The 23,144-nt window shown below is 34.5% G+C and carries 22 protein-coding genes; 13 read left to right on the top strand and 9 right to left on the bottom strand.

The features are described 5' to 3' along the window. Positions 1 to 100: 100 nt before the first annotated feature. A complete protein-coding gene (locus tag V4538_00435; protein MES2379475.1) occupies positions 101 to 1,294 on the bottom strand; it encodes a glycoside hydrolase family 57 protein in 1,194 nt (397 codons plus the stop codon). A 57-nt stretch (positions 1,295 to 1,351) separates the two neighbouring features. Then, a complete protein-coding gene (locus V4538_00430; protein ID MES2379474.1) occupies positions 1,352 to 2,632 on the bottom strand; it encodes a glycosyltransferase family 4 protein in 1,281 nt (426 codons plus the stop codon). A 170-nt stretch (positions 2,633 to 2,802) separates the two neighbouring features. Between V4538_00430 and V4538_00425 the strand changes: the two genes are divergently transcribed. From V4538_00425 to V4538_00415, 3 genes are all read left to right on the top strand, one after another. Then, positions 2,803 to 5,199 (top strand): glycoside hydrolase family 31 protein, encoded by a 2,397-nt coding sequence (locus V4538_00425; protein MES2379473.1) that lies wholly within the window; start codon positions 2,803 to 2,805, stop codon positions 5,197 to 5,199. A gap of 46 nt (positions 5,200 to 5,245) precedes the next feature. Next, entirely contained in the window at positions 5,246 to 7,471 is a 2,226-nt protein-coding gene (locus V4538_00420; protein MES2379472.1) for a S8/S53 family peptidase, read from the top strand. Between the two features lie 158 nt (positions 7,472 to 7,629). Next, a complete protein-coding gene (locus V4538_00415) occupies positions 7,630 to 8,892 on the top strand; it encodes a PKD domain-containing protein (GenBank protein MES2379471.1) in 1,263 nt (420 codons plus the stop codon). A 19-nt stretch (positions 8,893 to 8,911) separates the two neighbouring features. On the opposite strand, the gene V4538_00410 is transcribed toward V4538_00415, so the two are convergent. The 3 genes from V4538_00410 to V4538_00400 all read right to left on the bottom strand — a co-directional run bounded on the left by V4538_00410 (position 8,912) and on the right by V4538_00400 (position 11,226). After that, on the bottom strand, positions 8,912 to 9,433 hold the full coding sequence (locus V4538_00410; protein MES2379470.1) for a hypothetical protein: 522 nt from the start codon (positions 9,431 to 9,433) through the stop codon (positions 8,912 to 8,914). Continuing rightward, complete coding sequence (locus V4538_00405) at positions 9,433 to 10,683, bottom strand: hypothetical protein (GenBank protein MES2379469.1); 1,251 nt, start codon at positions 10,681 to 10,683, stop codon at positions 9,433 to 9,435. Before V4538_00405 ends, V4538_00410 begins: the two co-directional genes overlap by 1 nt. 81 nt (positions 10,684 to 10,764) lie before the next feature. Next, positions 10,765 to 11,226: a hypothetical protein gene (locus V4538_00400; protein MES2379468.1), complete on the bottom strand. Its 462-nt coding sequence runs from the start codon at positions 11,224 to 11,226 to the stop codon at positions 10,765 to 10,767. 727 nt (positions 11,227 to 11,953) lie between these two features. Between V4538_00400 and V4538_00395 the strand changes: the two genes are divergently transcribed. The 3 genes from V4538_00395 to V4538_00385 all read left to right on the top strand — a co-directional run bounded on the left by V4538_00395 (position 11,954) and on the right by V4538_00385 (position 15,107). Next, positions 11,954 to 12,937 carry a DNA cytosine methyltransferase gene (locus tag V4538_00395; protein ID MES2379467.1) on the top strand — a complete coding sequence of 328 codons (984 nt, stop codon included), beginning with the start codon at positions 11,954 to 11,956 and terminating at the stop codon, positions 12,935 to 12,937. Next, positions 12,934 to 13,983, top strand: a complete 1,050-nt coding sequence (locus V4538_00390; GenBank protein MES2379466.1) for a hypothetical protein — start codon at positions 12,934 to 12,936, stop codon at positions 13,981 to 13,983. Before V4538_00395 ends, V4538_00390 begins: the two co-directional genes overlap by 4 nt. Positions 13,984 to 14,396: 413 nt before the next feature. Then, the gene (locus V4538_00385) at positions 14,397 to 15,107 is read left to right on the top strand and encodes a hypothetical protein (protein ID MES2379465.1); all 711 of its coding nucleotides are present in this window, start codon (positions 14,397 to 14,399) and stop codon (positions 15,105 to 15,107) included. A 138-nt stretch (positions 15,108 to 15,245) separates the two neighbouring features. On the opposite strand, the gene V4538_00380 is transcribed toward V4538_00385, so the two are convergent. Further along, a complete protein-coding gene (locus V4538_00380) occupies positions 15,246 to 15,458 on the bottom strand; it encodes a helix-turn-helix transcriptional regulator (GenBank protein MES2379464.1) in 213 nt (70 codons plus the stop codon). 141 nt (positions 15,459 to 15,599) lie between these two features. Between V4538_00380 and V4538_00375 the strand changes: the two genes are divergently transcribed. Both V4538_00375 and V4538_00370 read left to right on the top strand, forming a co-directional pair. Further along, positions 15,600 to 15,905, top strand: coding sequence for a hypothetical protein (locus V4538_00375; protein ID MES2379463.1), 306 nt, complete (start codon positions 15,600 to 15,602; stop codon positions 15,903 to 15,905). A 171-nt stretch (positions 15,906 to 16,076) separates the two neighbouring features. Continuing rightward, positions 16,077 to 16,394, top strand: coding sequence for a hypothetical protein (locus V4538_00370; GenBank protein MES2379462.1), 318 nt, complete (start codon positions 16,077 to 16,079; stop codon positions 16,392 to 16,394). Between the two features lie 18 nt (positions 16,395 to 16,412). Here V4538_00370 and V4538_00365 read toward each other — a convergent pair whose 3' ends face one another. Both V4538_00365 and V4538_00360 read right to left on the bottom strand, forming a co-directional pair. Then, the gene (locus tag V4538_00365; GenBank protein MES2379461.1) at positions 16,413 to 16,988 is read right to left on the bottom strand and encodes a hypothetical protein; all 576 of its coding nucleotides are present in this window, start codon (positions 16,986 to 16,988) and stop codon (positions 16,413 to 16,415) included. Positions 16,989 to 17,168: 180 nt separating this feature from the next. Next, positions 17,169 to 18,299, bottom strand: coding sequence for a hypothetical protein (locus V4538_00360; GenBank protein ID MES2379460.1), 1,131 nt, complete (start codon positions 18,297 to 18,299; stop codon positions 17,169 to 17,171). Positions 18,300 to 18,669: 370 nt separating this feature from the next. On the opposite strand from V4538_00360, the gene V4538_00355 reads away from it, so the two are divergent. The 5 genes from V4538_00355 (at position 18,670) to V4538_00335 (ending at position 22,612) form a co-directional block, all read left to right on the top strand. Next, the gene (locus V4538_00355; GenBank protein MES2379459.1) at positions 18,670 to 19,650 is read left to right on the top strand and encodes a CAP domain-containing protein; all 981 of its coding nucleotides are present in this window, start codon (positions 18,670 to 18,672) and stop codon (positions 19,648 to 19,650) included. Between the two features lie 189 nt (positions 19,651 to 19,839). Continuing rightward, positions 19,840 to 20,622: a hypothetical protein gene (locus V4538_00350; GenBank protein ID MES2379458.1), complete on the top strand. Its 783-nt coding sequence runs from the start codon at positions 19,840 to 19,842 to the stop codon at positions 20,620 to 20,622. 66 nt (positions 20,623 to 20,688) lie between these two features. After that, positions 20,689 to 21,297, top strand: a complete 609-nt coding sequence (locus V4538_00345) for a hypothetical protein (GenBank protein MES2379457.1) — start codon at positions 20,689 to 20,691, stop codon at positions 21,295 to 21,297. 15 nt (positions 21,298 to 21,312) lie between these two features. Further along, the gene (locus V4538_00340) at positions 21,313 to 21,723 is read left to right on the top strand and encodes a hypothetical protein (GenBank protein ID MES2379456.1); all 411 of its coding nucleotides are present in this window, start codon (positions 21,313 to 21,315) and stop codon (positions 21,721 to 21,723) included. A gap of 79 nt (positions 21,724 to 21,802) precedes the next feature. After that, positions 21,803 to 22,612 (top strand): choice-of-anchor V domain-containing protein, encoded by an 810-nt coding sequence (locus tag V4538_00335; protein MES2379455.1) that lies wholly within the window; start codon positions 21,803 to 21,805, stop codon positions 22,610 to 22,612. A 29-nt stretch (positions 22,613 to 22,641) separates the two neighbouring features. On the opposite strand, the gene V4538_00330 is transcribed toward V4538_00335, so the two are convergent. Further along, positions 22,642 to 23,133: a hypothetical protein gene (locus V4538_00330; protein MES2379454.1), complete on the bottom strand. Its 492-nt coding sequence runs from the start codon at positions 23,131 to 23,133 to the stop codon at positions 22,642 to 22,644. Positions 23,134 to 23,144: the final 11 nt, after the last annotated feature.

Raw genomic sequence — 23,144 nt, 5'->3', positions numbered from 1 at the left:
AGTAGGTGAAGGCTTAAAAATTGCAAATCATAAATATTAGTTTAATCATTGATTCAAATCAATAAACCATGTGGAGCCTAAAAAGTTTGCTTTTAAATAATTAAACCTGGTCAAGTTTATCCAGTTCCATTAAAAAATCACTGTACGCATTCATGAAAAATATGTAAGCATCGTAAGGACTTTCGTAGGGGCTAAAATATTTGTGTACATCACCATCGCTCCAAAACTTAGTACACATATAATAAAAATGATCGCTCGTAAGCATTTTTTGCCAAGTATCAATCATGGCTTTGTTTTTAGAGTCGTATACCCTTTTTTCAATAGCATAAATTTTCGCAATGCTTTCGTCCTGCATGGGGTTACCCAACCAGGCCGATAAATCGCGTTCCATATCTGCCCAACTCGTTAACTCATGTGCATCGTATACATCTCTCACCGTATACGCTTCGGCTGTTTCCGAAGTAGTTTTAAAAGTAAAATCCTTATGTTTTAAAATATACTCAGGTAAGTGCCACATAAAATCAAATATGCCCGTATTAGCCCATTGGTGTTCGCCAAAGGTTTCATAGTCCATAAATAAATTAATGGTTTCGCCATGTCCTGCAATCTGGTGACACCAGTCGGCAAATTTATCAGCCGTTAACGGCCAGCTTTCCCAACCCTGGTTGCTAAAACGAAAAGCTATATCATCGCTTAACTGGTAGTTTTTAAGCAACGATTTTATTTTGTTTACGTTAGGCGCCTTGTATAAATAATTAGGCGAGCGGCCTTGTAAAAGCCTGTCAACTCCTTCGCAAATAATGGCTTCGTAACCCAGGTCTTCAATAAATTTAGCCAACTCATTGTTGTATTGCAATTCCGTATTTCTAAATACTTTGGGTTCATAGTTAAAATGTTTTTTAAGGAGCGCTTTGTGTTTTTCTACTTGACGTTTAAACTCGTCCTTGCTAAAAATATAGGCTAAGGAGTGGTAATACGTTTCACTAATAAACTCAACACAACCCGTAGCTGCCAAATCTTTAAAACTTTGCAATACATCAGGTCGCCATGTTTCAAATTGTTCCAAAGCCACACCACTAATAGAATAACTTATTTTAAAATCGCCTTTGTGCTTTTTAATTAAATCAAGCATCATGCGGTTAGTGGGCAAATAGCAACGCTCACTTACCTTATCTAAAACCTGCCTGTTTTTTGCATCATCAAAATAGTCGTGGTTTTGCCCTATATCAAAAAAAGTATATTCCCTTAATCTGTAAGGCTGATGAACTTGGAAGTAAAAACAAATTGACGGCATAATTTTTATATTTAGAAACTTGTTAATGGTTAATGATGAAATATTCTTGTTTATCTGTTATGGAATAATTGACTCATATATTTTAATTACCTTTTTGGCTGTGTTTTCCCAGGTAATATCTTTTAAATCAATAGCAGCTTTGTTTACTATTTCGTCATGCAAACCTTCATAATCCAGCGAAGCAATAATATATTGAGCCAGTTTATGCGTATCCCAAAAATCAATTTTAAGTGCACTTGGTAATACCTCTCCGGCACCACTCGTTTTACTCATAATTACAGGCAACCCATATTGCACCGCTTCAACTGCACTTAAGCCAAAAGGCTCACTTACACTAGGCATACAATACACATCGCTAATAGCCAATAGTTCGTTTAACTTTTGTTTATTTAAAAAGCCGGTAAAATAAAACCTATCGCCTAAGCCATACGAAGCAATTTTTTCAATTAATGGTTTGTGTAAGTCGCCACTACCGGCCATTACAAATTTTACATTAGCATGTCGTTCCAAAACTATACGCGCTGCCTCTACAAAATATTCAGGCCCTTTTTGCATGGTTATTCTACCAAAAAAAATAACCAGCTTATCCTTGTGCGGACTTTTCTTAATGGTTTTATTTACCGCCTCTACACCATTGTGAATAGGGCATATTTTAAACTCAGGCACATCGTAATGCTTATGGCAAATACTGCCTGTATAATGGCTAACAGGTATAATTCTATCAGCCAAATGCATAGCCCTTTTTTCCAAATCGTAAACCCAGTTCTTACTACTTTCGCCCGACCTATCATATTCCAATGAGTGTACATGTAAAACCATAGGTTTACCCGTACGTATTTTTAACTCAATGGCAGGTAAAAAAGTCATCCAGTCATGTGCATGTATTACATCAAAATCTTGTCGCAAAGCATACTGAACAGAAATGCGCGAAAACTCAATGGCTTTTTTTATTACATCGCCCGCATATAAAGCATCTATTTCAAAAGGCGCTACATCTTCCCGATATACATCGTAAAATTTTTGATTAACGCTTTCATCATCCCTTATTTTGGTATAAGGGTTTACACCTGCATCTATCTGGTGCGTGTTAAATCCACTATGACCGTAGTTAGGTTGTTTGTTAAAAAGTTCGCGTAATTGTTCTTTACTAAAAGCGTTTAATCCTATTAATTCAATATTTGGTATTTTAAAATCAGGAACACTTTTAGGAATTATCATTTTCACTTCAGCCAGTGGTGAAAGTGCTTTACATAAACCCAAACATGCTATTCCTAAACCACCACTTATAACAGGTGGAAACTCCCATCCAAACATCAATACTTTTGGTCGTTTTTGCATGTGGTTGTAAATTCAGTAAGTTAGTAAATCACATAAGCAATATATCTTTTTAAGCCTATAACAAAAATTATTTTATACTTAACAAATTGTTTTTATAATGTATTGATGAAAAAAAATTATTTATCAATTAAAAAAATGTTTAATTGTAACCTATTTAAAAGAATTTTGTAATGTTTACACAAACCAAATACTCCAATAAGTTTTATCCAGATGCAGTTTTAGAAGTAAAAAAAGAAGGCAATTTTTTTATATTTAATACCAGCGAAACTATTTTAGAAGTAAAGGTAATGACGGACAAAATTATAAGGTTTCGTTATGCTGCCGATGGTTTTTTTCAAAAAGATTTTAGCTATGCCGTAAGTAAATATTTCGAAGAAAAATTAGTAGAGCTTCATTTTATTGAAGACAACTCAAACTACTATATACAAACACAATCAATAACCTGTAAAATAAGCAAGGCCGATATAAAAATAACCATGCTCGATAAGCAGAACAATATAATCTTTCAGGACGAAGCAGGTTTTCATTGGCAACATTATTTACAAAAAGGCGGTAAAATAAATTACTGCAGCAAGGTTATTCAGCCCGATGAATATTTTTATGGCTTAGGCGATAAGCCAACAGAAATGAACTTGCGCGGAATGTATTTTGAAAACTATGGAATGGATACCTATGGTTTTCAAAAAGACTCCGACCCCTTGTATAAAAACATCCCCTTTTACATGGGCGTGCACAATAAAGGTAAAATAGGCTATGGTATATTTTATGACAACTCCTTCCGTACCATTTTCGATTTTGGAAAAGGCAATAAAGAAATATTGAGCTTTTATGCCCGCGGTGGCGAAATGAATTATTACTTTATTTATGGTCCCGATTTACTAAAAGTAGTAGAGCAATATTCAACCTTAACAGGAAAGCCCGAACTGCCACCTATGTGGAGTTTAGGTTATCACCAATGCAAGTGGAGTTATTTCCCTGAGAGTAAAGTAAGAGAAATAGCATCAGAGTTTCGCAAACGCAAAATACCTTGCGATGCCATTTATTTAGACATAGATTACATGGAAGGGTTCAGGTGTTTTACCTGGAGTAAAGAATACTTTCCCGACCCTAAAAAAATGATTGGCGACCTGGCCAACGAAGGATTTAAAACAGTAGTCATTATAGACCCCGGTATAAAAATAGACAAAGATTATTGGGTGTGGCAAGAAGCTATTGCCAAAGATTATTTTTGTAAAAGAGCCGATGGTACTTTAATGGAAGGCGATGTTTGGCCCGGTAAATGCCATTTCCCCGACTTTACCAACCCTGCCGTACGCGAGTGGTGGAGCAGTTTGTTTAAAGGTTTGGTGGAAGCAGGCGTACGTGGTGTTTGGAACGACATGAACGAACCAGCCGTATTTGAAATTGGTACTTTTCCTGAAGATGTTCGCCATGATTACGATGGCAACCCTTGCAGCCACAGAAAAGCACATAATGTATATGGTATGCAAATGGCACGCGCTACCCAAAAAGGTATAAAACGTTATTTACAACCCAACAGGCCTTTTGTAATTACCCGTTCAGGTTATAGTGGTTTGCAACGTTACTCAAGCGTTTGGACAGGTGATAATATAGCCACTTGGGAACATTTATGGATAGCCAGTATGCAGTGCCTACGTTTAAGTGTAAGCGGTGTTTCCTTTTGCGGAAGCGATGTAGGAGGTTTTATTGGTGAACCCGATGGGGAGTTGTATACCCGTTGGATACAGTTAGCCGCTTTTCATCCGTTTTTTAGAACACACAGCGCAGGCAACGAAACCAAAATAGACCAGGAGCCTTGGAGTTTTGGCAGTAAGTATGAGTATATAATAAAAAAGTTTATTCATTTACGTTACCAGTTATTGCCTTATATGTACACTGCCTTTTGGCAAAACAGTACCTACGGAACACCAATACTACGCCCTTTGGCGTTTATTGACCAAGCAGATACAGAAACATTATACCGCAACGATGAATTTGCCGTAGGCGATCACATACTGATTTGCCCAGTAATGCGCCCCGGCATAAGCGAACGTACTGTATACATACCACGTGGCAATTGGTTTAACATATGGAACGACCACGAGTATAGTGGAGGTAAAGAACATTTAGTAGGATGCCCTATTGACAGGATGCCTGTGTTTATAAAAGCAGGAGCCGTTATTCCGCAATGGCCCAAACAACAATACGTGGGCGAAATAGAATCGCCAGAAATTAGTTTACATGTGTACTACACCAAAGATGGAGAAGTAATGAGCGTATTGTACGAAGATGCAGGCGACAATTATGGCTACCGTATGGGCCTATACCATTTGCATAAATTCTTTGTAAATGGTAATAACAAAAAACTAATCATATCGCATATTTTAGAAGGTATGCTGGAAGAGCAAAGCAATAAAAACTTTAAAGTAGTAGTACATGGTTTACCTTTTACTTGTAGAGAGTATGTAATAGATGGAAAGAACTATAAAATAGCAGGAAAAAACATGGCAGTGGGTACCATTAAATTTAAAGTGGATAAAGATTTTAAACGTATCATTTTACGTTAAGCAATACCATAATATAGATAATTAGAATAGTTAAAAAGAATTGAATATGACAACAAGATTTCTACCATTTATACTCGTGTTTTTTGCAGCATTACATGCACATGCACAAACCAATGCTACAAAAAAACTATCAGCTAATTTAATGCAGTTGCTTAATAAAAAGGATGGCATTGAAACCAACAAAAACATAGTATTGTCAAAAGCAGGCGGAGTAAATTATATAAGTGCTTTAATAAAAACCAATACTGCTTTACAGGAAAAATCAATTACCCGATTGGGTGCATTAATAGGTACCAAAGCAGGTAATATCTGGACTGTTCAAATACCCGTAACACAAATAAAAAAGTTTATTGAAATAGAAAACATTGAGTATATACAGCTTGATGAACCTATAGTTAGTTTATTAGATGCAGCCAATAAATCAGCCAGGGTTGATTCCGTACAAAATGGTGTAAACCTGCCTTTATCCTACTCAGGTAAAGGTGTAGTAGTAGGCATTATTGATGCAGGTTTTGATTATACACATCCAACATTTTACGATACTACAGGAACTATTTTACGTGTAAAACGCGTATGGGAGCAACACAACGATGGTACACCACCAAGCGGCTACAATTACGGAAACGAGTTAAAAGATACAGCTGCTATGTTAGCCAAAGGATACGAAGTAAACTCTTTTTCGCACGGAACGCATGTTGGGGGAATAGCAGCAGGCTCAGGTTACGGAACTAACAGAAAATACAGGGGAGTAGCCTATGAGAGCGATTTAGTCTTTGTAGGTATTAAACCCGAGAAAAGCGAATGGAAAACATCAGGCATGGCAAGCATTTTAGATGGTATGAATTATATTTATAACTATGCCAAATCAGTAGGGAAACCAGCCGTAGTAAACTTAAGCTGGGGTAATTCAATCGGGCCAAACGATGGTTCTTCCTTGTTTAGTCAGGCATGTAATAACATAACAGGCGAAGGAAAAATATTTGTATTGTCGGCAGGTAATAATGGCGATGAAAATATACATATACAAAAAACATTTTCGAGTACCGATACCGCCTTACATACATTTGTAACCTTCCCCACCATTAATGGCGAAAAGCGTAACTGGATTGATATCTGGGGCGAAGTAGGTAAAACATTTTGTTTGAAAATAAGCTTGTTTAAAGATTCAACAACGAGCAGCGTAACCAATATTATTTGTTTAAACAATACCACCCTTGATACCTTTTTAGTAGGCTCAAAAAACGACACCTGTTTTTTAACCATTACTACTAAAGATGCAGACTACAATAACAAACCACATATTTTAATAGATGTATTTAGTAAAACTGTCGATAGATTTTGTGTGAGCTTATTGGCAACAAACGGAACCGTGCATATGTGGCAAGGGTTTGTAAACGATTACAATGGTTATTACGGTGCATTTACCAATGGTGGTTTTCCATGGGGTACTGCCGGTAACAGCAATTATACTTTAGGCGAAATGGCCAGTACACATGCGGCTGTTACAGTAGCTGCCTATGCATCTAAAATTGCTTTTAAAAATGTGGCAGGTGCTAACCAAAGTTATTCAGGTTATGCCTTTACGGGGCAAATTACACCCTTTTCCAGCAAAGGCCCAACAGTTGATGGACGCATTAAGCCCGATATAGCAGCACCCGGAATGACCATTGGTTCATCCGTTAACTCATACGATGTTTCATACGCTTTAGGTGGAACCAACTATGCACAAAGCGTATTGATATATAATTTCCCTAAAAACAACCGCAACTATTATTATGCTGAAGCCAGCGGAACCTCTATGTCGTCACCTATGGTAAGTGGCATTGTAGCCCTTTTATTACAAGCCAATCCAAAGCTAACACCCAATATTTTAAAAGGAATTCTTTTTCAAACAACTTATAAGGATACCTATACCAAACCCATTCCCGACTCAAGCCGCTGGGGAGCCGGAAAAATAAATGCCTATGCAGCCATTAAAAAAACAATTAGCAGCATTGGTATAGCTGAAAGCAAATTTGAAACATTAGCCATACAGGTATTTCCTAACCCTACCAATGGTTTAATTCATTTAAATTACAATGCCAGCGAAGTACAAAATTTTGAAGTAAGCATTATCAATATGGTAGGTAAAACCATTAGCAAACAAAGCTGGAAAACCGGTGCTTATAACAACGAATTGAATATTGATTTAAGCAACGAAGCAAAAGGTGTTTATTACATAAACATTAGCTCAGCCAAAGGAGCCGAAGTAAAAAAAGTAATTGTGTTTTAAGCGTATGTATACAGACTAAAGTTTTAAAATGGTTGGCATAAAAGCCAACCATTTTTATTAGCTCCGGTCATATTCACTCCATGGTGCAACTATTTTATATAAGTAATGGTCTAAGCAACACAAGTACCAAACTTGAATCGATACCCTATTTTATCACTATGAAAAAAACAATTACCCTTTTTATACTTGTAAGCTTAGTAAGTGTAAACCTGTTTGCACAAAGTCGCAAAAAAATATTATTCATAGGTAATAGTTATACTTATGGTAATAGCCTTCCGCAAGCATTAGCCAATATATGTAAAGACAACCACGATACCATTAACGTAGATAGTTATGCGCAAGGTGGTTATTATTTAGGCGATCATGCAAGAGATGCAGTAGCTTTAGAGAAAATAAAAAGGCCCAATTGGGATTATATTATATTACAAGACCAAAGCTTGGCCTATGCTCATTATAACTTTATAAATACTGTTCCCTATGCTGTTTTTTTAGATAGTTTGCGCAAAGCCTTTAGCCCATGCGGGCAGACCGTATTTTATATAACCTGGGGTAGAAAAAATGGTGATCAATATTGGTGTTCGCCACCCTATTGCGAAACCGATACCTTGGTGAGCCGCACTTATTACGAAATGGATAGTACCATACAACTAAACTATATGTTTGCAACGGATAGTATAAAAGCCTCGGCCTCGCCCGTAGGAGCAGTGTGGCGTTATATAAGGCGCAATTACCCCAATATAGAGTTGTTTCAAGTCGATGAAAGCCATCCTACTGAAGAAGGTACTTATGCCGCAGCTTGTTGTTTTTATACCGCTATATTCAAAAAAAACCCATTGAGCATTACCAATAACTTTACCTTAAATGCTACCGATGCCGCCAATATACGCACCGCAGTAAAAAAAGTAATGTTCGATAGTTTGGCCAATTGGCGTATAGGCACCCATTTTAAATCAACTTTAGCTGCCAATAATGTAGTAACATTTCAGAACCAAACACACAATGCCACCGGTTATGAGTGGAGCTTTGGTGATGGTAATACCTCAACCGAAGAAAATCCGGTACATACCTATGCTGCCAATGGTAATTATACTGTAAAGCTAAAAACACATTATTGTACCAGTACCGATAGTACCAGCAAAGTAGTAGTAGCCAATACACATGTAAGTACCGGTTTGCAAAACAGTTTGGAGGCTAACAATATACAGGTATATCCAAACCCCGTTAGCTCTCAATTGGTGGTAAGTACCGATAAGGTAGATTATATACAATTGGTAAACGCCATCGGGCAAATGTATACACTGCCCTATAGCAAAGCAGGAGCTAATACTATTGTTGATTTATCAGCATTTCCTGCAGGTGTGTATATGTTGCTGTTAAGCCAAAATACTACCGTGTTTACCCATAAAATAGTAAAACAATAAGCGGTTTATTATGAAGCAACTACTTTAAAAATGTGGTAATGCGTGTTTTAAAATAGAGAGATAAGTCACCATTATTGGTAAATACCTTTTTGTATTTAATCAGTTCAATAAGCCCATTGTTTTTAGTGGCTATAATAACAGCAGGGTTGCCACAGGCATTAATGCGTTTAAACAAACCCTCTTTGCAATCCCTTTCATAATCATTGCTTATGGGTATATGGTAAACCGTTTTTATTTTTTTAATAAAGCTGTTTTTACTTTGAACCAAATACTTATTGGTATGGGTTGATTGTATGAGCAGAGCCAATTCAAATCTACTCGTATCAAGCGTGTTTAAAAATGCTTCGAGTTGAAAAAAGCACAAGCCACAAGAGTTGGAACCTACACAAATATAAATACGATTTTTAGTGGGTAAGGGTTTTACGGTATCGCCTTGCAAGCTTAAATAAGTAAGGCTTTCAAAACTTTTTTTTATGTTTTGCGCATAGCCAACATGGGTAAGCCCAACAAGCCAGCAGAGTAAAAACAGATACTTATACATTAGTAAATTACATTAAAGAATGAAACACATACCACAGGTTTGGTTTTAGTATATAAATCCTTCTTAATCCGGCTAAGCTGCTTTAAGCTATAACCCAAAGGATATACTTTTTGCTCCATACTAATCCTTACCATTTTGTTGTTTTGCCAATAAATAGCGTCTTCCGTATACTCAAAGTAATTGTCCTTGTTATATATAAATGCACTGTCTTTAGCCAAAGTGTTATGGTGTTGAATATAATCACTCAGGTAGGTTGTTCCGGTAAATTTATATTCATCGTCAGTGCTATCCCTTTGCCAAATATCAAGCAGGCGGCAATCAGTATATTTTTTATCACCGTTATGGTAGCGCACCACAAAAGTATTTTCGTTAACAGGCTTTATACTTTCCAGCAGGCCGTATTTAAAGAAGTTTTCACCCAAGTAGGAGAAAAGCGCAGAACTGTTTCTGCCGTTCAGCTTGCGTAGTTTTTCAGCATTGAAAGTATGCTGTAAAATTTTGTAATCGGTCACCGTTTGAACTATATTGAGTAAAGAGTCGTACACCGTAAAACTATAGCTGTTGTTTTGCGCTACTATAATTTTATCGTTAAAAAAAGTAATGGGTTTTACGGGTGTATGAGTTAGTTCTATATCGTTTACAGTAGGTTGTATGGTCTTGGTAATTTTTTGCGATGCTAAATCAAACAGGGCCACTTCAGTCTTAACTACTTTTCTGAAAGGGTTATAGGTATCGTACGATTTGGCTAATACCAAATACGATGAAAACAACTTGACTTGTTCGTAACCGGAATAGGCATCGAAATTTACCTTGCTTGTCTTATTGTTTTGCAAAGCGTGAATAAATAAGGTATGGTCAACCAATAAGGTCAGGTGGGTAGAATTTATATCAAAATCATTTACAATTACCCTTCCGTCTTCCATTAACAAATGCAAGCCCGTAATTACAAAGCTTTGTTTTGAAAAATGCTTGTTATGTATATTTATTTTTAGCAGGGTAAAAGTATCCTGATTAGATTCACGGTCGTAAAAGTTAAGGTAACAGGTATCGCCTGTTACTTTTGTTTTGGGCTTTTTCCCCGAAGCATTAGCGGCTGCATCATCAATAAATACCAAACTATCAAATTTCAGCAGTTGGGTAAAATGTTTTTCCGCTATGGGTTGAGCCTTGGCAGTAGCCAACAGCAGGCTTAACGCAAGCGTATTAAAAAAGAGCACAAACAGGGTTTGTGTATATTTATTTAAATGCATATGTTTTTATATAAAACACCATTGCGAACAGAAATGAAAGGGCTTCTGTTACACAATGGTGTAATTGATTAAGTGTAAAATTTAGTAAGGAAGTGTTATATCATCCCTGGTAATGGTATAAGATTCGTTTCCGTTGCTAAAGTCCCATGTTAGCTCATACAACCTGGTGGTACTCTCACCCTCCACTTTTACCTTCACCGCTTTACCACCTGTGGTTACACCTGTTGCCACCTGGTCGTACACATAGTTTTGTAAATCCATACAGGTTTCGTACTGCGTGGCATCAAAATCAGGCGGCAACGTGGGCCTTATCATTTCCCCTAATTTAGGACAACGGGTTAATCCAGCGCCATTACACTCTACTGCCCAACCGCTTTTATGCCCGCCTCGCCCATCGTCCCACACTCCCCACTCCTCCTTGGTGCTGGCATAACCAAATATGCCACCCCCGTTTGTTTCCCTTTTTAAAACAGGGTACTTAGCATAACTAATAGAAAGCGATAGGAGCGATACTCCCATCATCAATAATAATTTCTTTTTCATTTTGTTGTGTTTTAATTTAATGGTTTGTGAAAAATTCATTTAATTTTTGTCTCATTTCGTAGCTACTGAAAATTGTACATCACAAAATAATATACTAAAAAATATATAAACAATAGGGAAAGTACTCTTTTTTTGTAGGGAAAATACTCTATTTTTTATAGTATAAATACTCTTTTTATACTTGTAAAATACTGTATTTACTACTAAGTGTCTTTATTTTGTTGGGGTTTTAAGCATTTGTTTGTCGGGTTTATCTATTTATAAATTCGTAGATAAATAAATATATATATGCTGGTAAAATAAAAGATTGAAAAAGAAATGTATTTTGCTGAATCCCAAAAACTATTAAATATTTAGGATTATTGATAAGTTTTGACAATGAACAACTTAAACACACTAATGGTAAATTGTTGAAAAAATGGTAAAAATAGGTCTCATGGTAATCATAGATTAATAGGACATTTTAGAAGGAACTGTCTAAAGATTTTAATAAGGCGGCTATAAAACACAAAGAAAATGAATATGTTCGTAGACAGCATATAAATATGGTTGAAACATTTTGGGTAAAGGCTAACTATTGTTTAAACAACAAGTTAGTAAACAATCATTACTGTTAATGTGATCAAGTTGCTTTAAAATTTTAACAATAATGCTGACGATTTCAGTTATTACTAAATCGTTTTAATAAATACATATTAACATATAAAAACTTAACAAGAATAAAAGCATGAAAAATACAAAAGGATATGAAGTAATATCTCTTTTTAGTGGATGCGGTGGTTTAGATTTAGGATTTAAGGGCGGTTTTGACGTTTTAGGTAAAAAGTATTCAAAAAGAAAGTTCAAAATTATTTGGGCAAATGATTTTGACTCAAAAGCATGTGAAACTTTTTCTAAAAATTTTGAATCTCCAATTGTTTGTGGTGATATATCGGAATTATTAAATGATAGATACCCTCAATCTAGCCCTAAAATGCCATCCAAAGCAGATGTTGTCCTCGGTGGGTTTCCATGTCAAGATTTTAGTATAGCAGGTAAAAGAAAAGGATTTGAAGGTAATAGAGGCAAACTATATAAAAGTATGGTTTTAGCTGTTCAAAATACTCGCCCTGCAATTTTTGTGGCAGAAAACGTAAAAGGCCTTTTAAGCATGGATAACGGAAAAGCTATAGAAACAATAATTAAAGATTTTGCTGAACTAGGATATAGCGTTGTATATAAATTACATCATGCAGCAGATTTTGGTGTTCCACAGAATAGAGAAAGAGTATTAATTGTTGGCACTGATAAAAAAAGAGGGTTACCAGAATTTGATTTCCCAAAACCAACTCATACAAAGGAAAATTGGGTAACTTTGGAACATACTATATCTGATTTGGAAAATAAGATTGAGGGGGAAGCTCATAATCACTTTTGGTCAAAAGCAAAAATGCTTAAAGGCACACAAGGTAACAGCATTACCTCTAAAGATAAGATAAGTCCAACCATGAGAGCTGAACATCATGGAAATATTGAATTTCATTGGAATGGCAACAGAAGACTTTCTGCAAGAGAAGCAGCTAGAATACAAACATTCCCAGACAACTTTATATTTTACCCATCAACATCAAGTGCATACAAACAAATAGGTAATGCTGTTCCCCCTGTATTGGGATGGAATATTGCAAAATCTGTAGAGAAATTTCTTGATACACATTACCTCAATAAATGATTTACGTAAATAAGGAAAATATCCCCGAAGACCAATTTACCTCTTTATTAGAAGTTACTAAGAACAAGATAATAAAGAAGTATGAACAAAAATTTCCAAAGGTAGTTAATGGAAATACTTTTGAAACTGATGTCTACAATGAAATGATATTATCCTCTTTACAGACGGATTTTGAAGGGTATATAGAGCAAACAAGTGTACATGCTTTTCCAGATATTATTGCCAAAAAACTATTTGGCGTTGAAGTAAAAATGACAAGTGCAGATAAATGGATTTCTACAGGTAATAGTGTACTTGAATCAACAAGGATTGGCAGCGTTGAAACGATTTATATGTTTTTTGGTAAATTTGGTAACGATTTCAACATAAAATATCGTAAATATCAAGATTGCCTTTATGATGTAGGTGTAACACATTCACCACGGTATAAAATTGATATGGATTTACAAGAAGGTTTATCAATTTTCAACAAACTAGGAATTCCATATGATAATTTCAGAAAAGAAACTAATCCAATAAAGAGAATAAAGGAATATTATAAAAAGCAATTAAAACAAGGCGAAGAGCTTTGGTGGATAAGTGAGACTTCAGAAGACCCAGCAGTTAGCCCGATTATACAATCCTTTAATAAACTGGAAAAAACAATGAAAGAACAGTTTATTAATGAGTGCTTTGTTTTATTTCCTGAAATGTTTGGTAAAAGTACTACTAAGTTCGATAGAGCTGCTCCCTATCTAATTAAAAACTATAATGCTGTTTCAGCATCTCTTAGGGATAATTTTACTGCTGGAGGCAAGCAAACAATTTCTGTAAATGGAAACCCCGTAGTTGTTAGTAGATTAATTTACAATCTCTTCTTAAGGGCCAATGATATAAAAAGAATTATATGTGATACTCCTTACACTAAGCTTTCAAATTATTGGGGTGAAGAAATAACTGATGAACCACTTGAAATATGGAAAAAGTTACTAGAGCAAAATTCAAAGGAAGATGTTGATATAATAAGTGTGTTTAATGAAGGCATCAAAAAAGTTAAAAAATTATAAATAGGGTATCCACTTAACATATGGCAAATAAAGCCATTAATCTGTTTTTATACACCTTCAGTTTTGAAGGAGTACCAAATTAAGTAGTTTTATACACCTTGAGTTTTCAAGGTGTCATACCTTAACTAATTTTATGCTCCTTCATTTTTGAAGGAGTACTACATTAAGTAATTTTATACACCTTGAGTTTTCAAGGTGCCATACCTTAACTAATTTTATACACCTTCAGTTTTGAAGGAGTACTACATTAAGTAATTTTATACACCTTGAGTTTTCAAGGTGTCATACCTTAACTAATTTTATATACCTTCATTTTTGAAGGAGTACTTCAAAAAATATTTTTATAAAATTTCTTAAATAATTTAACACGAAATTTTTTTGGCTTGCGTTAATAGTAAAAATTAATTTCAAATATGCTTTACTCCAAATTAACCAGAAATTTGTTCGTAAGCGACACGTTTAGTCGTAACGAGCTAAACCTATTTGCAGTAGATTTAATCAGCAGATTAACTACCATGCAAAATTCCGTACTACCCACTGCCGACAAAACCCTGCTGATTAGTTTACATCAGGATTTTGTTACCAGTTATGGTGAGCTGAGCACTCATAGCGCTGTACAAAAGGGCGGCACCATGAGCCGCCAGGAAGCCTACGATGCTATTATAGAATTTGTTTCCCGCGAAGAGGGAGCTATTAAATCAAAGTTTGGTAAAAACACGCCTATCTACACGGAGTTTTATCCGCAAGGAATCAGCGAGTACCGCAATGCTACCGTTGAGGGAATAAAAGTATTGCTGTTCAGGTACAGTGCTACTGCTACCAAATACGCTGCTCAATTTTCAAATGATTTTGTAGGCAATTTGGCTACTTTACAAACTGCTTATGTTGATGCGAGGGATACACAAGTATCATCGAAATCTAACAAAAAATCATCTCAAACAGAATTGAAGAAAAACAGAAAAGCACTGACTGAGCATTTAACGGCATGTGTACTATTGATAGCTGCCCGTACTATTGGTAACGAAGCTGCTTTTAACAGTTACTTTAACTTTGGTTTGTTAGCCGTTGATAACGAGAACCCGACTCCTCCGGATGAAGAACCTCCTGTTACACCTACTGCTTAAAACATGTAAGCAATCATTAAACAAAAAGCCCTTGTACAACATACAAGGGCTTTTTGTTTAAATAAATATAAATAAGGAAATTTTTAAATAAAAAAGACTTGCATATCATGCAAGTCTTATAACTTCTTTAATGGTTTATTACTCCTTTGTAGGTATTAATAATTCTCTCACATCTATATCAAGTTCTTTTGCAATCTGCCGCAATACCGGAATGCTTGGCTGCGAATTGTTGTTACAGTAATTTGTTACAACCACATAACTTTTATCTATTTTCTCAGCTAACCAAGTTTGAGTTCTACCTTGCTCTTGCAAAACATCTTTAATCCTATTCATTTTGATTTCTTTAGCCATAAATATCTTTTGTAAAGCACTGCAATACAATTATGTAATAATGTACATTACATTTTTATATGAGTATATCAAAATATAATATAAAAACCTATTGCAAAATATTACAATACAATATATTTTTGTATCAAATTATAATATATCATGAAGCTTAAAAACAAAAACAAATTTATTGCCTCTCTTATTTTAGACGATTTAATTAATACCAAACTCGTTAATGTATTAATGAGTTTAGACCTTGAGGCTGAACAATACTATACCAACATTGGCGATAAGGTAATGACCCTTATGGGTTATACCAATCGGGCACAAAACGAACAGGTGCATACCTATTACGTAGGTCTTTTAAATCGTGGCAAATACATAAGCCTTAAAAATAATTATAACGATATGAAGCAACTTGCCAAAGAAATTTATAAAGATTTAAAGAAGCAAAAGCCAATAAGCTAAGCCTACTACTTAAAACAGTAATATTTATTAAACAACAAAAAGCCCTTGTACTACAGGTACAAGGGCTTTTTTGTTTAAACTGAAAAAGAGTGTTTTACTACGAAAAAAGGGTATTTCTACTCTTGACAAGGTTCAAATATTAGGAGTAAGGTTGTATTCAAAATTTAAACTATGAAAAAACTATTACTACTCCTATCATTAACTATTGTAACAATGGTTGCAATAGCGCAAACAGTTCATTACACAAGAACTGGCAAAAAATACCATTCTGATGGTTGTCAATATTTACGCAGAAGCGACTATGAGTGTAGTTTGCAAGAAGCTTTAAACATGGGTTTAAGTGCATGCTCTCGTTGTGACCCACCCAGACAAGTTATTGTTAAAAAATTAAAGCCAAAACCGAAACCAAAGCCAAAAACCAAAATTGTTAAAACACCTAAAATAAGTTATATCAATAATAGGTATTCTGTATATAGTTGGAGAGTTTAGTAATTGCAAATAGAGTATTTATAAATAAGAATCTTCCGCTGTTTTTTTTATTAATTCCTCTAATGGCATTAATGCATCAATAACTACCATGCAAATGTTTTGCATTGCTAAGAATTTTGAAATTCCTTCTATATTTATTATACCTTTCATGTTTTGAAGTATACCATCTTTACTTTCTTTCTTAAATGTTATAGAATGAACGCCTCCAGTATTTGCACCATATAATATTAATTCTCTTACGTTATAAATATTATTATTTTCTGATATAATATGTAATTCTAAAAAGTCAGCAAGTTTTAATTCTGTATATGGGAGTCTATAAGGATAAATGCTTTTATACCAAAAATTACCATTAAGTACTTCATCTTTATAATCAAATATTTTATATTTTGTTTTTAATTTATGTTGTCTGTTTACCTTGTCATATAAAGATTTGTTACCATCAAGGAGTAATTGTCTAACAATACCACATGATTTTAAAATATCATATTCACGGTAATGATTTTCTCTATTACGATAACGTAATTCTTCCATTATGGATAAGAAAACATCTTTGTCGCTTATTTGTCCAGTGTATCTTTTATCTTCTGTCATGGTTTACCCTACTGTTTTAAAGGAGGTAACTAATCATATATATGATTATGGGGTAGATTTGCATTATTTTTTATTCCTATACACAAAAGTATTTTATTATTTTACACTACAAATAGCTTGCTTTTTTTTATGCACAGTTATGTTTTGCCCTCGCTATCGCAAACCCCTAGTTACGTGTAGTTATTTTTTCCAAAAGCTGCTCAAACTATATCCAAGTCCAAAACCAACCCAAGGTCTGCCGTTAAAATTCCATTTCTTTCCGTTTTGTCCGAAACCAAAGTCCCAACCAACAAAACCACCAATTTGGACATTGTAAACTGTAAACATTGCACCTAATCCTGGTGATATTAGTCCGATACTTAATTTCTCGTCTGTTTTTAAGGGATTATCCGAAAATGTTGTTGATAATGAGTCAATACTTGCAGATGATACGTTAAGGAAACCACCAAGAGTACAGCCAAGATTTGAAAGGTCTTTTAGTTTGCCTCCTTCATATCTTACACGATACCTTGAAAATTTGTAGCCAGCAAATAAACCAAGATTTGCGTCAGCAATAAATTCGCTATTTGCTTTAACTTCTTGTCCATTAACTGTTTTTGTGTCCTCAAAGCGATATTTAAAAGGTATAGTAATAGCACCAAATTCAAATCCTTTTTTCTTGTAAGATAAATATTGTCTGTTTTTTAGTTTAATGGAATAATTTCCATTCCTATCATATTTATTTACAAAGTAATGATTAACTTTAGAATCCTTATATACTTCAATGACTATATCACTATTCACAAACCACTCTTCGCTCTTTTCAGATTCTGAGGCTTTACACAAATATACAATTGAATCATTTGAAAGGATTCTTGGTTTATCATCTTGTTTATCCACTTCATATTTACCGTCACAATTTAGTTTCATTTTAATTACTCTAATTGATGTCCCTGCTTTAATAGTTTCTTTCTTGCTAAGCCAGTAATTGACCTGCAAAATTGAGTTGTCTTTTTCATTAACAGTTATGTTAGCATATCCGGGTAGTGACTTAAATTTAACTTCCACTTCCTTGTCAAATGGTAAATCTTTATTATTTTTTAAGGTGTCTACTTTTATGATGGTAACATCAAACTCCCCATTTTTCTTTTTTTGTTCCGATATAACAATTGAACCTTTTTCAATATTTTTATTACAGTTTTCGACCTTGCCAGTTTTTATAACTTCAATATCTTTTGGTATGATAACATAATTTTTTGTCTCATACATTTGAGCCTGAACACTTGTGAAAGTTGTTAGAACTACTACGAAAGTTAAAACTTTTGATTTCATATTATTTGTATTTATTGTTTATACAATGCTCTCTAATATATTTTGTAAATAAAAGAGTAGAAATACCCTTTCTTGGTAGTAGAAATACCCTTTTTTAGTAGGGAAAACACTCTTTTATTAAATAGTGGGTTGGCACTTTGTAGAGACGTTGCACGCAACGTCTTTGTATTTTTACGAGCGCACGCCTGTGGCGTGCGCTAGCGGAGGATATTTGCTTTGGTTTTTAAGACGTTGCGTGCAACGTCTCTACGTTTGTTGTTTTTCCGCCCATGGTTGGTGTCCTCACCAACCATTAAAACTGCCTTTGCGTAATGATTTATTTACAAAGCCACACTTTGCTGGCAAAAAGGAATGAATTATTATTGCACCAATGAAACAGATAAATAAATTACCTATTGCTTTCAGTATAGCAATACTTCTTTTTGTTGGTTGTTCGAAAGACGATTCAAGTTCTTCAACCACCAGCACCACACAACAAAACACCAATTTAACTGCCAGAGAACAAGCCGTTAAAGATTACAATGAAATGTATTTAACCACCAATGTAACAGATGTTGAATTGGCATGGAGCGGTAATTCAGCCAGTTGTAACCCGGGTACTATTTCGCAAGTTGCTTTGGACCGTTCGTTGGTAAGACTTAACTATTTCCGCAAAATTTGTGGTTTACCTTACAATATGGTTTGGAATCAGGCATGGCTTGTCGGTTGCCAACAAGCAGCCTTAATGATGTATGCTAACAATGCATTAAGCCACACCCCACCATCAACATGGAAATGTTTTACGCAAGAAGGAGCAGATGTAGCAGGTATTAGCAATATAGCATTAGGTACTCCTAGTTACCATTCGTCAAGAACCATTTCTGGTTGGATTGAAGATACTGGAGCAGGTAACAAAGCAGTAGGACACAGAAGATGGATGCTTTTTTCAAGAGCTAAAGAATACGGATTAGGAAGTACCGTTGGTTCTTCTGTTTTACATTGTATTGAACATACAGCAGATCCTTTACCAAGCAATGCACCTGCTTATATTGCTTACCCACCTGCTTACATACCGCAAAGTTTAGCCTATGCCAGATGGTCGTTAGGTATTAGCAATCCAAACTCATTCTTTTCAGGTGTTGATTTATCGGCCGTAACTGTAAAAATGACAGACGCACAAGGAGCTGATGTTCCGGTAACTATTATATCGAGTACCGATGATGGCTATGGCGACCAAACGGTAGTATGGGAACCAACAGGCATTAATACCACCTCAACAGCCGATGTTAAATACCACGTAGTAGTTGATAATTTTAAATTAAATGGCGTAGCTAAAAAATACGAATACGATGTAACGGTTATTAAACCATAAGCACTTACATTTTATACTATAAAAAGCCCTTGTTGTTGAAAGACACCAAGGGCTTTTTTTGTGTAATGTTGTTGCATTGTTAAGTGAGGTATAAATTGAAAGTTTTATCTTCGCTATTATGTTTGTCATGCCAGACAATACAAATTTAAAACAGATACTTCAGCGAGCCATGTATAATAAAATGACTAAATGATTAACGATAAATACAAAAGCCATTCTCTTTTCGAGCAGTTAGTAAAGTATTCAGACTTCTACAAAGATATCTCATTTGCTGTAATGCCTTTCAAAACTTCCGGGACACATGGTATAATAAATATAGACACGTATACTTATTCATCAATCAGTGGAACTATTGAATCAATTAAAGACATTCTTTTAAAAGGTCGTATTAATGACTCCTATGCTCTGCTTCGAAAATACTATGACTCCACAATTATTAACGTGTATTCGAACTTGTATTTGCAGGACAATTTTAGTATGGATGATTTTATTGTTGAAAAAATAGATAATTGGTTGAAGGGTAAAGAAAAATTTCCTGCATTTGCTATAATGTCAAACTATATTCGTTCCTCAAATAAATTAAAATCTATAAATGCATTACTTTACTATGATGACCGCTACAAAAATCTAAGAGCCCGCTGTAATGACCATACTCACTACAATTATTTTCATAATTTACTTTCAAATGATAATAATGTATATTCTAATAAAAGGTTAGAACATCTTGACCGTTTTGCTAAAGATATTGAAAATATTTTTATTCTTCATTTTGCATACATAGCTACTCTTAATGATCATTATTTGATGTCTGAAGACTATATGGATGCCGTTGAAATGGGTATGGAGCCAGAAGAAGGAGTTCAATATTTGGTGGCACCATTTGTTCAGGAAATGTTTAGTTCAACAATAAAAACAAATAGACCCGACCTAGCGACAGAAATTAAAAGAAATACAGAAATGCATTTAGAATAACTTGGTTCGTGCATCACTCTAATGTTTTAATATCTTGCAAATAGATTAAGGTATAAACTAACAACAATGAAAAAGACACTATTGATTTTTGTACTGATTGGATTATTTGCTGATGCTTATTCCGCTGAAAAACCGAATACATCAAAGAATAGATTGCCTGTCATTGATACTACCCAAAATCCATGTCATCAATTTAAGCAATTAAAAACTGCTCAACAATATTTTGAATCGGCTAATAACAGAACAAAAGGTTGTTGGCCTAATGATAGTTTGACTACTGTTATTGCAGCCAAAGAATATAGCTTAGCAGTTAAGCTGAACCCTAAATACTGGCAGGCAAGGCGTAACTATGCAAGGCAATTGATAGTTTTAAAGCAATATGACTTAGCCATTGCACAGCTTAATGAAGCCATAAAATTAACCGGGGGAAAGCAAGATTTTTATTTGTATGCCATGCGTGGCGAGGCATTTTACGAAAAAGGGCAGTATGAAAAAGCCATTGCCGATTATGATGTAGCCATGAAATACAGTGGCAATATTGACTATTTATTATTGATTAAAGCCAAAGCGCAATGGAAACTCGGACAAAAAGAGGAGGCTTGTACCAATTATAAAAAATCGGTTGAAATGACTCCACACCTTGCAGAGAAGAAAGAGTTTATTTTGTGTGATTAATTAAAATATAAATGAATGACAAACTGGAATAAGACAGGAAAAGTTAAAGCTATTATTCTTGCAGTTTTAGCATTACCTAATTTAGTATTGCCAATTGCAGTACAAGGAGAAAAAGGATTTTTATCGATTTTATTGCCTTTTGTTTTTGGAAGTATTGCAATACTTTTTATTGCAAAATTCAATGAAGTATTTCTTAAACGAGAAATAATAAAACCAACTTGGAATGATAATCCACTTACTCTGAAACGACCATTGTCTTTCTTTCATTTTGGTTCATTCTTTTTCATTACAGTTGGATTAAGCATACTTTTAGGTAGTGGAATAAAATTTCAAATGTTAAGCTTTGTCGGGTTGTCTGCCATTTCATTTGGACTTGGGATGTTAGCGGGTATCTGGTTAACATTGAAATGGACAAATTCAAAATAGTTACACAAAAAAAATTAATTGCCAATAAATAGCTTAGATATTTTTTAATTAATATATTGCATGTGAAAACGATAACTATATGAAAAAAAATATACTCTACACAATACTTGGGTTAATTATAGTAGTCATGTTACAGTCGTTTGGTAGCCAAACGCTAGGCAAGAAGGATGGAACAGAACCGGGCTATACCGGATCACCGGGCGATAGTTTAAAAAACTGTACGGCTTGCCATGGAGGTGAAGCTGTTGATGTATATGATTGGATTAGTTCCGACATACCCGCTAACGGGTACATACCAGGAAAAACATATACCATTACTGCTACCAACACAGAAGAAGGAGCCACCCGATTTGGTTTTTTAATATCGCCACAAAACCTACGTGGTGACTTATTGGGTGAACTAAAAATAACCGACACTACTACTACCAAATTAGTAGGAAATAACAAATACATTACGTACAAAGCAGCTGGAGTAGAGGGAGTAGATAGTAAGTCTTGGTCGTTTAATTGGGTTGCACCCGATGTAGATACAGTCGTTTTTTATGGCGCTTTTAATTCTAATTTTGAAGGGCATAAAGGAGGAGATAGAACTTTTTTAACTCAGCTTATAGTACAAAAAGCAAAAAGTAATGGTTTAAATAACTTAACTCGCAGCCAAACCATAAACCTATATCCTTGCCCTACTTCCAATTATTTTACTTTTGATATTCCTTCTTCCGAAAATGGTCTTACACAAGTGCGGGTAATAGAAAATACCGGAAAAGAAGTTTTGAATAAAATCAATCCATTAGGTAACAAAATAGAGGTAGGACATTTGCCAAATGGTTTGTACCAGGTTTTCATTTCAAACGGACAAACTAACTATACAGCTAAACTTATCAAACAATAATTTCGGGTTTATTACTCTGCAAGCATTATTTATTTTTTCAGTTGCCTACGTTCTATAAAAAAGGTTATGAGTAAATAAATGAGTGTTATTGATAAGCTAATAATAAAGTACTTGGAGTAGGTAATTTCATTGTACTGCAATGGTACAATGCCATCGTCACAGGCAGTACACTCCACAATTATTCTTTTACTATCTAAAGCTGTTATGCAAATGCTTGTTATAAAAAAGAATAAAATACTAAAAAAACATTTTTGTATGATGCTGCGAGTTGTGTTTGAAAATTTTAGCAATAAAAAGGCCAATGAAGTAAAAAGTCCAAAGGCAATAATAAAGCTGTTGCTTGGAAATAGATGAAAATTTTTACCAATGAATCGAATATTATCTCCATTAAAATAGTTGAAAGAAAACCTCACCAATTGTCTATAGTATTCTTCAAATAAAAAAGTAGAAACACCGCCAACAATAAATAGTCCAATGCTTATGAATGTCGTTTTATAGTTAATGTTAATTGGTTTTTTCATTCTGACAAAAT

The organism is Bacteroidota bacterium, assembly GCA_040388375.1.
GTDB lineage: Bacteria > Bacteroidota > Bacteroidia > UKL13-3 > UKL13-3 > JAAFJM01.
The sequence above is the reverse complement of the archived record's forward strand: the minus strand, read 5'-3'. Positions and strand labels throughout refer to the sequence as shown.

Excerpts from the sequence above, each read along its gene's own strand:
- V4538_00435 (MES2379475.1), bottom strand. The coding sequence starts at position 1,294 with ATGCCGTCAATTTGTTTTTACTTCCAAGTTCATCAGCCTTACAGATTA.
- V4538_00430 (MES2379474.1), bottom strand. The coding sequence starts at position 2,632 with ATGCAAAAACGACCAAAAGTATTGATGTTTGGATGGGAGTTTCCACCT.
- V4538_00425 (MES2379473.1), top strand. The coding sequence starts at position 2,803 with ATGTTTACACAAACCAAATACTCCAATAAGTTTTATCCAGATGCAGTT.
- V4538_00420 (MES2379472.1), top strand. The coding sequence starts at position 5,246 with ATGACAACAAGATTTCTACCATTTATACTCGTGTTTTTTGCAGCATTA.
- V4538_00415 (MES2379471.1), top strand. The coding sequence starts at position 7,630 with ATGAAAAAAACAATTACCCTTTTTATACTTGTAAGCTTAGTAAGTGTA.
- V4538_00410 (MES2379470.1), bottom strand. The coding sequence starts at position 9,433 with ATGTATAAGTATCTGTTTTTACTCTGCTGGCTTGTTGGGCTTACCCAT.
- V4538_00405 (MES2379469.1), bottom strand. The coding sequence starts at position 10,683 with ATGCATTTAAATAAATATACACAAACCCTGTTTGTGCTCTTTTTTAAT.
- V4538_00400 (MES2379468.1), bottom strand. The coding sequence starts at position 11,226 with ATGAAAAAGAAATTATTATTGATGATGGGAGTATCGCTCCTATCGCTT.
- V4538_00395 (MES2379467.1), top strand. The coding sequence starts at position 11,954 with ATGAAAAATACAAAAGGATATGAAGTAATATCTCTTTTTAGTGGATGC.
- V4538_00390 (MES2379466.1), top strand. The coding sequence starts at position 12,934 with ATGATTTACGTAAATAAGGAAAATATCCCCGAAGACCAATTTACCTCT.
- V4538_00385 (MES2379465.1), top strand. The coding sequence starts at position 14,397 with ATGCTTTACTCCAAATTAACCAGAAATTTGTTCGTAAGCGACACGTTT.
- V4538_00380 (MES2379464.1), bottom strand. The coding sequence starts at position 15,458 with ATGGCTAAAGAAATCAAAATGAATAGGATTAAAGATGTTTTGCAAGAG.
- V4538_00375 (MES2379463.1), top strand. The coding sequence starts at position 15,600 with ATGAAGCTTAAAAACAAAAACAAATTTATTGCCTCTCTTATTTTAGAC.
- V4538_00370 (MES2379462.1), top strand. The coding sequence starts at position 16,077 with ATGAAAAAACTATTACTACTCCTATCATTAACTATTGTAACAATGGTT.
- V4538_00365 (MES2379461.1), bottom strand. The coding sequence starts at position 16,988 with ATGACAGAAGATAAAAGATACACTGGACAAATAAGCGACAAAGATGTT.
- V4538_00360 (MES2379460.1), bottom strand. The coding sequence starts at position 18,299 with ATGAAATCAAAAGTTTTAACTTTCGTAGTAGTTCTAACAACTTTCACA.
- V4538_00355 (MES2379459.1), top strand. The coding sequence starts at position 18,670 with ATGAAACAGATAAATAAATTACCTATTGCTTTCAGTATAGCAATACTT.
- V4538_00350 (MES2379458.1), top strand. The coding sequence starts at position 19,840 with ATGATTAACGATAAATACAAAAGCCATTCTCTTTTCGAGCAGTTAGTA.
- V4538_00345 (MES2379457.1), top strand. The coding sequence starts at position 20,689 with ATGAAAAAGACACTATTGATTTTTGTACTGATTGGATTATTTGCTGAT.
- V4538_00340 (MES2379456.1), top strand. The coding sequence starts at position 21,313 with ATGACAAACTGGAATAAGACAGGAAAAGTTAAAGCTATTATTCTTGCA.
- V4538_00335 (MES2379455.1), top strand. The coding sequence starts at position 21,803 with ATGAAAAAAAATATACTCTACACAATACTTGGGTTAATTATAGTAGTC.
- V4538_00330 (MES2379454.1), bottom strand. The coding sequence starts at position 23,133 with ATGAAAAAACCAATTAACATTAACTATAAAACGACATTCATAAGCATT.